This window comes from Kitasatospora sp. NPDC048365 (assembly GCF_043200835.1).
GTDB lineage: Bacteria > Actinomycetota > Actinomycetes > Streptomycetales > Streptomycetaceae > Kitasatospora > Kitasatospora terrestris.
The window spans coordinates 28,283-39,031 of the sequence record NZ_JBICYJ010000066.1; the positions used below are offsets into that span (position 1 = coordinate 28,283).

Below are 10,749 nucleotides of genomic sequence, written 5' to 3' on the forward strand. Positions count from 1 at the left end.
GGTGGTGGTTCAGCGGTACAGGCGGAGGTCGGCGATGCTCCACCAGGAGCCCGCGGTACCGGTGTTGGTGATCCGCAGGTGCCGGGCGCGGGTGCCGGGCAGGTCGACGGTGGTCAGCTGCCCGGTGCCCGTGCCGGTCGCGAGGGGGCGCCAGTGGGTGCCGTCCTCGCTGGCCTCGATGCGCCAGCCGCGCGCGTAGTCGCCGAGGTTGTCGCCGCTGTCGAGGGCGAGGCGGTCGAAGCGGGTCGGCCGGCCGAGGTCGACCTGGAGGTACTGGCCGGGTTCTTGGGCCTGCCCGCTGGACCAGCGGGTCGAGCCGTCGCCGTCGAGGGCGGCGGCCGCGTCGGTGCCCGCGGGCAGGGTGGTGGCCTTCGCCCCGTCGAGGGGGATCTCCCGATCCTCGGGGCGCAGTTGGCGCGAGGCCGGCCAGGTGAAGGTGGCCAGCGCGCCGCCCGGCAGGGTGTACTCGAAGCGCTGCCCGCCGACGGCCACGGCGAAGCTGCGCGGGGCGTCGTTCTCGTTGTGCACCACCAGTGCGGTCGACCCGTCCGGGTTGCGGAAGGCGACGTCGGTCAGCTGGCCGTTCCAGCCGGTGGTGCCGTAGTTGGTCGAGGCGATCCGGACCGCGCCGGGCCGGACGAACTTCGACAGGTGGCCGATGGTGAAGTACTCGGCGTCGGTGGTGACCGTGCCGTCCGGGTGGACGGTGAGCAGCCCGGTGCAGGTGTCGCAGCCGCCCAGGTGCGGGCCGCCGTCCTCGCGCAGGGCGATGTTCCAGTTGACCACCGACTTGGCCCAGTTGCGGGGTGCGCCGACGGTCAGCGTCCGGGCGTGCCAGGTGAGGGTGCCCCGGAAGATCTGCTCGGGGGTGTCGTTCGGCCCGTGCGAGCCGGAGCACTCGGTGAACCAGACGCCCTTGTCGGGGTGGGCGGCGTGCAGCTTGCTCTGCGCACTGGGGTCGCCCGCGTAGCAGTGGTAGGCGGTGCCGGCGATCCAGCGGGCGGCGTCGCTGTCCAGCAGCCGGTACGGGTAGTCGGTCTGCGGGTCCTCGCCGGCCGGGGTGGTGGAGACGTCGCCGGGGTGGGTGATCCAGTTGTGGTCGTAGCCGAGGATCTTCGTGCGCGGGCTGGCCTGCTTGAGCAGCGGGCCGAGGATCCGGATGACCGCGAGCTCCTGCTCGACCGGCAGGTCGGTGCCCGGGTAGCCGCCGGGGCGGCGGTTCTGCGGCTCGTTCTGCAGCGAGAGGTAGTCGATCGGCACGCCGGCCGCCGCGTAGGCCCGGACGAACTTCACCAGGTAGCGGGCGTAGGCGTCGTAGACCTTCGGGTCGTCCTTGAGCCGGCCGCCGATCAGCGAGTCGGTGGTCTTCATCCAGGCCGGCGGCGACCACGGGGTGGCCATCACGGTGAGCTTCGGGTTGAGCCGGCGGGCCTCGCGCAGCAGGGGGAGGACCTGCTGCTCGTCGCGGGCGATCGAGAAGTGCGCCAGCGGGAAGTCGGTCTGCCCGGCCGGGACGTCGTCCAGGCTGTAGTGCTCGGTGGCGGCGGTGAAGTCGGAGGAGCCGACGGGCTGGCGCAGGAAGCTGACGCCGATGCCCTGCTCCGGGTCGAAGAGCTGCCGCATGGCGCGCTCCCGGGCGTCCGGGGCGAGTCCGGCGAGGACGGCGGCGGCCGAGTCGGTGAGGGCGGCGCCGAAGCCGTCCATCGACTGGAAGGTCTGCTGCGGGTCGACGGTGATGGTGGTGCGGTCCGAGCCGCCGGGGGCGAAGGCGACCGGGTCGCGGTGGTGGAGGAGTTCGGCGCGGTCCGGGGTGGTGACCCAGACCTCGGCGAGGGCGGGGCCGGGCCGGTGGGGAGCGGCGGCGGCCTGGACCGCGGCGGTGCTGCCCAGCAGGCTCAGCGCCACCGCACCGGCGGTGGCGGCGCCGAGGACGCGTCTGTTCATGGCTCTCTCCCTGTAACAAAATGAAACATTTGCAGCAAAATCTGTGCTGCGATTAGGTAAACGGCGGCGCTGTGCGCTGTCAAGAACTCGCGCTACGATGGGAGTTGTGAAACGAAACGATGTAACAAATGGCTAGGCCGCGTTCCATGAAGGTGACGGTCCGGGAGGTGGCGGCGGAGGCGGGCGTCTCGATCGCCACCGTCTCCCGGGTCCTCAACGGCCAGGCCGTGGTCACCGCCGAGACCCGGCAGGCGGTCGAGCAGGCGGTGGAGCGGCTCGGCGGTCCGACCGCCCGGCCGCCCGCCCGCCCGGGGGCGGTCCTGGTCCGCTGCCCGTACCTGCTCACCGACTACTTCGGCGTGATCCTCTCCGCCGTCGCCGAGGCGCTGGACGCCCACGGGCGGCAGCTGGTGCTCAACGCGGGCGAGGCCGCCCGGGACGCCCGGGTGCTCGCCGAGCTCCCGGGCCGGCGCGACATCGCCGGCGCGCTGCTGATCCTCCCCGTGGAGGAGAGCGAGGAGCTGGCCGAACTGCGGCGCCGCGACGTCCCGTTCGTGGTCATCGACCCGCGCACCCCGGTGCCGCGCGACATCGCCGCGGTCTCCGCCGCGCACTTCGCCGGCGCCCGCAACGTCGCCGCGCACCTGGTCGGCCTCGGCCACCGCCGGATCGGCCTCATCAACGGCCCCAGCGAGTGGCTCGCCAGCAGCTCACGGCTGGCCGGGCACACCTCGGCCCTCGCCGAGGTCGGCGTCCTGGTCGACCCGGCCCTGGTCACCTCCATCGAGCCCACCAGCGACTGGGGCTACACCGCCGCCCGCCGCCTGCTCGACCTGCCCGAGCGCCCCACCGCGCTGGCCGCGTTCAACGACAAGGCCGCCGTCGGCGCGCTGCGCGCCGCCCACGAGCGCGGCCTGCGGGTGCCCGAGGACCTCTCCGTCACCGGCTTCGACGACCTGTACCTCAGCCGCAGCTCGGTGCCGATGCTCACCACCGTCCGCCAGCCGCTGGAGGAGCTCGGCGGCATGGCGGTCAGCCTGCTGCTGCGCCTGATGGAGGGCCGGACGGTGGAGGCGCTGCACGTCGAGCTCGCCACCGAACTGGTCGTCCGCGGCTCCACCGGCCCGGTGGCTCAGCCCTCGGCGGGCCGCTCGATGTAGGTCTCCAGGCCGCGCAGCAGGGTCTCGATCTTGAAGACGAAGCGCTGGTCGCCGTCGCCGGTGACCAGGGTGTCCGCCATGCCGCTGAGCACCGGGTAGCGGTCGGCGGGCAGCGCGTGCAGGTAGCCGCGGATGGACTCGAAGTACTGCTCGGGGTCCTGCCCGGCCATCTTCCCGGTGTAGAGGGTGGCCTCGTACGCGTCCACGTCGATCAGCTGGGCGAGCGCGTCCAGCGCCCAGGCGGCCTGCTGGCCCGGGACGCCCGCCTGCAGCAGCAGGTCGAGCAGGAACTCGGTGAAGCGCAGCTGGTTGGGCCCGAGCGGGATGGCGCCGAGCGAGACCAGCGAGATGTCCCGGTGCGCGGTGAAGACCTGCTGCGCGGCCAGGGCGATCTCCAGCACCTGCTCCTTCCAGCGGGCCGGCTCGGGCTCCGCGGGGAGCGGGATCTCGCCCGCGATCCGCTCCAGCATCAGCTCGCAGAGCTCGTCCTTGTTGGAGACGTGCGCGTACAGCGAGGCCGGGCCGGTGCCCAGCTCCTGGGCGACCCGGCGCATGGTGACGCCGCCGAGGCCCTCGGCGTCCAGCAGCCGCACGCCGGTCTCCACGATCAGCTCCCGGCTCAGCGGCTGCCGGGGCTCGCCCTTGCGCGCCTTGTGCCAGGGGATCTCGGGCATCGCCGACGTCGACATGGGCCACCTGCTTTCGCTGCTGTGCGGTCGACGAACATCGTACCTCCGGCGAACGCCGTTCGGGCGGACGAACAGTGTTTGACAGATGTCCGCGCGGCGCGTAGAACAGTGTTCGTCGCAGCAAACGCTGTTCGTACGTCCTTCAGTTCCCTCTGGAGCACCCGGTGTCCGACACGCCCTACAAGTGGCGATGGGTCGCGCTCTTCGTGATCCTCGCCGCGGAGGTCATGGACCTCCTCGACTCGCTCGTCACCAACATCGCCGCCCCCGCCATCCGCGCCGACATCGGCGGCGGCGAGTCCACCATCCAGTGGCTCGGCGCGGGCTACACCCTCGCCATGGCCATCGGCCTGATCACCGGCGGCCGCCTCGGCGACATCTTCGGCCGCCGCCGGATGTTCCTGATCGGCGCCGTCGGCTTCACCCTCGGCTCGATCGCCTGCGGCCTGGCCCAGGAGCCCGACCAGCTGATCGCCGCCCGGGTCGTCCAGGGCCTGCTCGGCGCCGTCATGCTGCCGCAGGGCCTCGGCATCCTCAAGGACATCTTCTCCGAGAAGGAACAGGCCACCGCGTTCGGCATGTTCGGCCCGGTGATGGGCCTGTCCACGGTCGGCGGCCCGATCCTGGCCGGCTGGCTGGTCGACGCCGACCTGTTCGGCACCGGCTGGCGGATGATCTTCCTGATCAACATCCCGCTCGGCCTGTTCGCCATCGCCGGCGGCCGCGCCTTCCTCCCCGAGTGGAAGAGCGCCCGCACCGTCCGCCTCGACCTGCTCGGCACGCTGCTCGCCGCCGGCGGCTCGGCGCTGATGGTCTACCCGCTGGTCCAGGGCCGCGAGCATGACTGGCCGGCCTGGGCGTTCGTCCTGATCGGCCTGTCCGTCGCGGTGTTCGGCTTCTTCGGCTGGTACGAGAAGCGCAAGAGCGCCCGCGGCGGCGACCCCCTGGTGGAGCCCAGCCTGTTCGCCAAGCGCGGCTTCAGCGGCGGCATGGTGCTCGGCCTGATGTTCTTCTCCGCCATGACCGGCTTCTGGCTGACCTTCAGCCTCTACACCCAGCTCGGCCTGCACTACTCGCCGTTCAAGGCGGGCCTCACCGGCATCCCGTCCTCGATCGGCATGGTCGTCGCCTTCGTCCTCTCCCAGGGCCTGCAGCGCTTCGGCCGCAAGGTGATGCACGCCGGCCTGATCGTCATGGTGCTCGGCGTCGGCGGCCTGATCCTCACCCTGCAGCTCGCGGGCGCCGAGGTCACCCCCTGGCAGCTGATCCCCGCGCTGACCGTCTCCGGCTTCGGCATGGGCCTGGTGATGGCGCCGTTCTTCGACACCGTGCTCGCCTCCGTCGAGCCGCACGAGACCGGCTCCGCCTCCGGCACCCTCACCTCCGTCCAGCAGCTCGGCGCCGCCCTCGGCACCGCGATCCTCGGCACCGTCTTCTTCGAGCGGATCAAGTCCACCGACTTCGTCAAGGCCGAGCAGTTCACCCTCGGGGTGGAGATCGCCATGCTGGTCGTCGTCTTCGCCGCGGTCTTCCTGCTGCCCCGGCACGCCCGGCCGCAGGGCCACGGCGAGGCCGAGACCGCCGAGGACGGGGCCCAGGCACCCGCCGAGGTCACCGTCTGAGCCGAATCCGGTACGTCCCCACACCACCGAGGTGCCCCAAGCGCCGCCCCGCCCTCCACCCGGGCGGGGCGGCGCCGCCGTCCGTCCGGCCCCCTACGATGACGGCCATGGACACTGGGGGGCCGGCCGACCGGCTGATCGACGGACGGTTCGAACTGCTGCAGCGGCTCGGCGGCGGCGGCATGGGCGTGGTCTGGAAGGCCCGCGACACCGCCCTGCACCGCGAGGTCGCGCTCAAGGAGGTCCGCCCGCCCGACCCCGCCGTGCTCGCCGCCGACCCGGCCGCCGCGCACGAGCTCCGCGAGCGCGTCCTGCGCGAGGCCCGCGCCCTCGCCCGCCTCCAGCACCCCAACGTCGCCACCATCCACCACATCGTCGACACCCCCGACCTGCCCCACCCGTGGCTGGTGATGGAACTCGTCCCCGGCGGCTCCCTCGCCGACCGGATCGCCGACGGCCCGCTGAAGGCCGCCGAGGCCGCCAGGATCGGCCGCGGCGTCCTCGCCGCCCTGCGCGCCGCACACGCCGCCGGCATCCAGCACCGCGACGTCAAGCCCGGCAACGTCCTGCTGCGCCTCGACGGCACGCCCGTGCTCACCGACTTCGGCATCGCCGCGATGACCGAGACCAGCAGCCTCACCGCCACCGGCGCCCTGATCGGCTCGCCCGAGTACATCGCCCCCGAACGCATCCGCGGCAACGAGGGCGACCCCGCCTCCGACCTCTGGTCGCTCGGCATGACCCTGTACGTCGCCGTCGAGGGCCACCACCCGCTGCGCCGCGCGACCACCTTCGCCACGCTGGCCGCCGTCCTCGACGAGCCGCTGCCGCCGCCGATCCACGCCGGCCCCCTCGGCCCGGTGCTCGCCCGGATGCTCGGCCGCGACCCCGCCACCCGGCCCGACGGCGCCGAGCTCGACCGGCTGCTGGCCGCCGCCGAGCAGGGCCCGGCCATCGCGTACTCCTCCACCGAGCGCGACACCGGCCGCCCCACGATCACCCCGGGCCCGCCCGCCGACCCGTCCACCCCGTGGCCGACCGGCGGCCAGCAGCCCGGCACGCCGTGGCCCGCCACCGGTATGCCCGCCGCCGGTGCCGGCACCCCGTGGCCGGCGCAGTCCGCGACGGGCCAGCCGACGCCGTGGCCCGCGCAGTCCGCCACCGGCCAGCCGACCCCGTGGCCCGCGCAGTCCGCGACCGGGCAGTCCACCCCCTGGCCCGCCCAGTCGCCCACCGCCGGCGGCGCCTTCCAGGGCCCGACCGCGGGGTCGGCGTGGGCTGGCGGCCCGACCTCGCCGTACGACGCCCACCCGCCCGTCCCGCCCCGCAAGCGCGGCGGGCTGACGACCGTCGCGCTGGCCACCGCCGCCGTCGTGGTCGCGGCGGGCCTGGTCTGGACGTTCACCCGGGACGGCGGCTACAAGGGCCGCAGCAACGACGCAACCGCCACCCAGAGCCCTGGCGGTCAGTCCACCGGCAACGGGACCGGGGCCGGCAGCAGCGGCGGCGGCTCCGCCAAGCCCAGCAGCACGCCCAAGACCACCACCGGCAAGGTGGACCTGCTCACCCCCGCAGGCCTGAACACCGCCGTCGCCGCCCTGGAGGCGCAGATGGGCGGCAGCAAGGTCGACGAGCTGGTGGTCTACCCCGAGTACGCCAGCGCCAAGGCCCCGACCACCACCGACGCCAAGTTTTACGACACCTGGCAGTACCGCAACGGCCGCGCCGCCAAACTGGAGCACTTCAGCGGTACGTTCAGCTCCAGCGACAAGATCATCGACCTGAGCGTCTACGACTGGAACGTCGTGCCGTCGCTGATCGAGCAGGCCGAGAAGACGCTCAACATCCCCAACCCGACCAGCCGCTACCTGATCATCGACGCCTGGAGCGAGGGCCAGCCCACCATCCGGGTCTACCTCTCCGACGCCTACGGCGGCAGCTACCTCGCCGCCGACCGCACCGGCAAGGTGCTCCGGGCGGTCCCGCGCTGACCCGGGCGCCGTAGCCGCTCCGTCACCGCCCGCTCCTGGCGTTCGGGCGATCCGTTCTGTTCACTGGGAGTGTCCGGTGGGGTTTCCCGGCAGAACGGAGGGCGTGCCATGGAATGCCCGCACGCACCCGGCTTCCACACGGCCGTCCGGGCCCGGTACGGCGCCGCGGCCCAGGAGTTCGGACGGCTGGTCGCGGCCGTTCCCAAGGACCGCTGGAGCGCTTCCACGCCGTGCCCGCGGTGGACAGTCCGTGACCTGGTCAACCACGTCACCGCCCAGCACCTGTGGGTCTGCCAGCTGCTCGGCGGTTACACACCGGAGCAGCTCGGCCGCCGCTTCGAGGGCGACGTGCTCGGCGTCAACCCCGAAGGTGTCTGGCAGAGCGCGGCGCACAGCGGCGCCGACGCGCTCGCCGCACCCGGCGCGCCCGACCGGCTGATCCACCCGCCGTACGGGCTGCGCGACGCCGGCGGGTACGCCGTCGAGCTGATCGCCGAGACCGTCGTGCACTCCTGGGACCTCGCCCGCGCGCTGGGCGAGCCGGGGCGGATGGCGCCGGAGGCCGCGGCCTTCGCGCTCACCGAGTTCCGCGGCTACCGCAACCTGGCCGCGACCGGGCTGTTCGAACCCGAGCTCCCCGCCCCGGCGGGCGCCGACGCCCAGACCCGGCTACTCGCCCTGACCGGCCGCGACCCCGCCTGGGCCGCGCTCTGAGAGCCAGGGCCAGGCCCTGGAGATCGGCCCCCGGCGCCCGGTTCCCGAACGCGTTCGGTTCCGGTCAGGCCGTTGCGGTGCGCAGTCGTCCCAGCTCGTCGAGTCCTTCGACTCCCTCCTGTTCGAAGGCGGGCAGCCGGTGTTCGCGGGCGAGGTCGATGGCCTGGTGGAAGGCGGTGGCGGCTTCGTCCCAGTGGCCGAAGTGGAGGTGAACGCGGCCGGTGATCAGCAGGCAGTCGATGATGCCGTGCGGACTGTCGAGGTTCTCGTGGATGCGGCGGGCATCAGCGAGGGCCGCCAGCGCCTCCTCGCGCCGGTTCAGCCCTCGCAGGCTGTCGCCGAGGTTCGACAGCGACACCGCGGTGTTGTGTCGGTTGCCATGGCGCCGCCAGGCCTCGACCGCTCGCCGGAACCCCGCCTCCGCCGCCGCGAAGTCCCGCAGGTTCAGGTGGGCCGACGCCATCACGTTCACCAGGAGGTCGTCGTCCTCGGGAACGCCGAGTCGGAGTGCGCGTTGCGCGTAGGCCAGCCCGGCCGCGGCATCGCCCATCTGGTTGTGGAGAACGGCGAGATTCTTGAGGACGGTGGCCGTGATGTCGTCACGGCCTGCCCGTTCGGCTCTGTCGAGGGCGGCCGTCAGCGCCTCGGACGACTCCGGAAGGCGGTCGGACATGCCGTGGACCACGCCGATCCGTTCGAGCATCACGGCCTGGCCCACGAGGTCACCGGTCCGCTCGGCGGTGCGCAGCGCGAGTTCGCGGCATTCGTCGGCGGCGCCGGTCCACCAGCCGGCGGTCATGTAGCCCGAGAGACCGGCGGCGATCCGCCAGGCGAGGTCCGGTCGGGAGGAGTCCGCGGCCTGACGCACCACCGAGGTGATGTTGCTCAGTTCCTGGGTGCACCAGGTCCGCACCTGCGGACCGTCGGCGAAATCGGGCGGTGCCGCGGCGGGCTCGTCCGTCAGGACGGCGATGCGTTGTACGCCCGGGAGGACGATGTGCAGGGCGTGCTGCAGCGCGGCGCAGTACCAGACCATGAGCCGTACCTGGGCGGCGTCGCGCTCCTGGTGGTTTTCCTCCGTGGCGGCGGTCTCGGCGGCGAGTTCGCTGAGCAGGTCGTGGAAGCGGTACCTGAGGGGTTCGGGGCTCTGGAGGAGGTGGTGGTCGACGAGGGTTTCGAGGAGTTCGGCCGTGACGTGCTCCGGACGCTCCGTCAGCGCCGACGCTTGCTTGACGCCGAACACCAGGCCCGGCCACAGGCCGAGGAGCCGGAACAGGCGGGCGGCGTCGCGCTCGTCGCTGTCGCGCAGGGCCGTGTAGCCGGAGGCGAGAGTGGTACGGACCGACAGGTGCCCCGCCGTGAGTGAGCGCAGCCGTGAGCCGTCTGCGGTCAGCAGGTCGGCGAGGACGCCCAGGGACCACGCGGGCCGTGAGGCGAGTCGTGCGGTGGTGACGCGCAGGGCGAGCGGCAGTCCGCCGCAGGCGGCGAGGAGGCGCAGGGCGTCGTCGGGTTCGGCGTTGACGCGCTCGGCGCCGCACACCCGGGCCAGCAGGTCGCGCTGCTCGCCGACGTCCAGCGGCTCCAGGGCGAGGTGGTCGGCGCCCGGCAGGCCGGTCAGTGCGGTGCGGCCGGTGACGACGACGGCGCAGCGGCCGTGGCCGGGCAGCAGGGGCAGGACCTGTTCGGTGTCGCGGGCGTTGTCCAGCACCAGCAGCACCCGCCGGTCGGCGAGGACGCTGCGCAGGCGGGCGGCGCGGTCGTCGGTGTGCTCGGGCAGCGCTGCGCCGCGCAGTTCCGGGTCGAGGTCGCCGAGGAAGCGTGCGACGACGTCGTGGGCGTCGCGGGGGCGGGCGTTGCCGAAGCCGTGCAGGTCGACGTAGAGCTGCCCGTCCGGGAACAGGTGCCGCACCCGGTGTGCGGCATGGACGGCCAGGGCGGTCTTGCCGACCCCGCCCATCCCCGACACCGCCAGCACACAGGAACCCGCGCCGGACGCGGCCGCCTCCAACCGGTCCGTCAGCGCGGCCAGCCCGTCGGCGCGCCCGGTGAAGTCGGACGTGTCGGCCGGGAGCTGGGCGGGTGAAGGCCGGGGTGCGGCTTCTGCAGGCTCGGGCGTTGCGGGGTGCGCGGGGTCGGTGTCGACGGTGATCGGTGCCTGCGGCCGGAGGAGGTCGGGGTCGGCCTGGAGGACCTGCTGGTGGACGGTGCGGAGGGCCGGTCCGGGGTCGATGCCGAGTTCGTCGGCGAGGCGGCCCCGGATGCCTTCGTAGGCGTCGAGTGCTTCGGCCTGCCGGCCGTTGCGGTAGAGCGCGGTGACCAGCTGGACGTGGAGGGCCTCGTGGAGGGGGTTGAGGGCGGCCCAGCGGGTGAGTTCGGCGAGGGCGCTCGCGTGCCGGCCGAGGTTCAGCTCGGCCTCGAAGAACCACTCGGCGGCCTGGAGCCGCGCCTCCTCGAACGACCGGACGGCCGGAAGCGCGTCCTCGGCCGGCAGCGGGAGATCACCGAGCGGCGCGCCTCGCCACAGCCCGAGCGCTGCCTGCGCGGAGTGGCTGACGGCGTGCCAGTCGGCCTGCCTGCGGGCCGCGCCGGCGGCGGTGACCGCCCGGGTGAAGTCCTCGGTGTCGAGTTC

At 73.4% G+C, this 10,749-nt stretch carries 7 protein-coding genes; 4 read left to right on the plus strand and 3 right to left on the minus strand.

The genetic code is table 11. The features are described 5' to 3' along the window. Positions 1 to 9 precede the first annotated feature (9 nt). Positions 10 to 1,944 carry a discoidin domain-containing protein gene (locus ACGFX4_RS38360; RefSeq protein ID WP_393085257.1) on the minus strand — a complete coding sequence of 645 codons (1,935 nt, stop codon included), beginning with the start codon at positions 1,942 to 1,944 and terminating at the stop codon, positions 10 to 12. 128 nt (positions 1,945 to 2,072) lie between these two features. Between ACGFX4_RS38360 and ACGFX4_RS38365 the strand changes: the two genes are divergently transcribed. Further along, positions 2,073 to 3,104 (plus strand): LacI family DNA-binding transcriptional regulator, encoded by a 1,032-nt coding sequence (locus ACGFX4_RS38365; RefSeq protein WP_393085260.1) that lies wholly within the window; start codon positions 2,073 to 2,075, stop codon positions 3,102 to 3,104. On the opposite strand, the gene ACGFX4_RS38370 is transcribed toward ACGFX4_RS38365, so the two are convergent. Beyond that, positions 3,077 to 3,793, minus strand: a complete 717-nt coding sequence (locus ACGFX4_RS38370) for a TetR/AcrR family transcriptional regulator C-terminal domain-containing protein (protein WP_393085263.1) — start codon at positions 3,791 to 3,793, stop codon at positions 3,077 to 3,079. The genes ACGFX4_RS38365 and ACGFX4_RS38370 overlap by 28 nt on opposite strands. 164 nt (positions 3,794 to 3,957) lie before the next feature. Here ACGFX4_RS38370 and ACGFX4_RS38375 point away from each other — a divergent pair, with 164 nt between their 5' ends. The 3 genes from ACGFX4_RS38375 (at position 3,958) to ACGFX4_RS38385 (ending at position 8,120) form a co-directional block, all read left to right on the plus strand. Next, a complete protein-coding gene (locus tag ACGFX4_RS38375; RefSeq protein WP_393085266.1) occupies positions 3,958 to 5,415 on the plus strand; it encodes an MFS transporter in 1,458 nt (485 codons plus the stop codon). 107 nt (positions 5,416 to 5,522) lie between these two features. Beyond that, positions 5,523 to 7,406: a protein kinase gene (locus ACGFX4_RS38380; protein ID WP_393085269.1), complete on the plus strand. Its 1,884-nt coding sequence runs from the start codon at positions 5,523 to 5,525 to the stop codon at positions 7,404 to 7,406. 108 nt (positions 7,407 to 7,514) lie between these two features. After that, the gene (locus ACGFX4_RS38385) at positions 7,515 to 8,120 is read left to right on the plus strand and encodes a TIGR03086 family metal-binding protein (RefSeq protein WP_393085272.1); all 606 of its coding nucleotides are present in this window, start codon (positions 7,515 to 7,517) and stop codon (positions 8,118 to 8,120) included. A 64-nt stretch (positions 8,121 to 8,184) separates the two neighbouring features. Here the strand turns inward: ACGFX4_RS38385 and ACGFX4_RS38390 are convergent. Next, a partial coding sequence (locus ACGFX4_RS38390) for a BTAD domain-containing putative transcriptional regulator (RefSeq protein ID WP_393085275.1) occupies positions 8,185 to 10,749 on the minus strand: 2,565 nt, incomplete at its 5' end.

What these genes read in the sequence shown, in the direction of transcription:
- ACGFX4_RS38360 (WP_393085257.1), bottom strand. Translation starts at nt 1,944, where the DNA reads ATGAACAGACGCGTCCTCGGCGCCGCCACCGCCGGTGCGGTGGCGCTG.
- ACGFX4_RS38365 (WP_393085260.1), top strand. Translation starts at nt 2,073, where the DNA reads ATGGCTAGGCCGCGTTCCATGAAGGTGACGGTCCGGGAGGTGGCGGCG.
- ACGFX4_RS38370 (WP_393085263.1), bottom strand. Translation starts at nt 3,793, where the DNA reads ATGTCGACGTCGGCGATGCCCGAGATCCCCTGGCACAAGGCGCGCAAG.
- ACGFX4_RS38380 (WP_393085269.1), top strand. Translation starts at nt 5,523, where the DNA reads ATGGACACTGGGGGGCCGGCCGACCGGCTGATCGACGGACGGTTCGAA.
- ACGFX4_RS38385 (WP_393085272.1), top strand. Translation starts at nt 7,515, where the DNA reads ATGGAATGCCCGCACGCACCCGGCTTCCACACGGCCGTCCGGGCCCGG.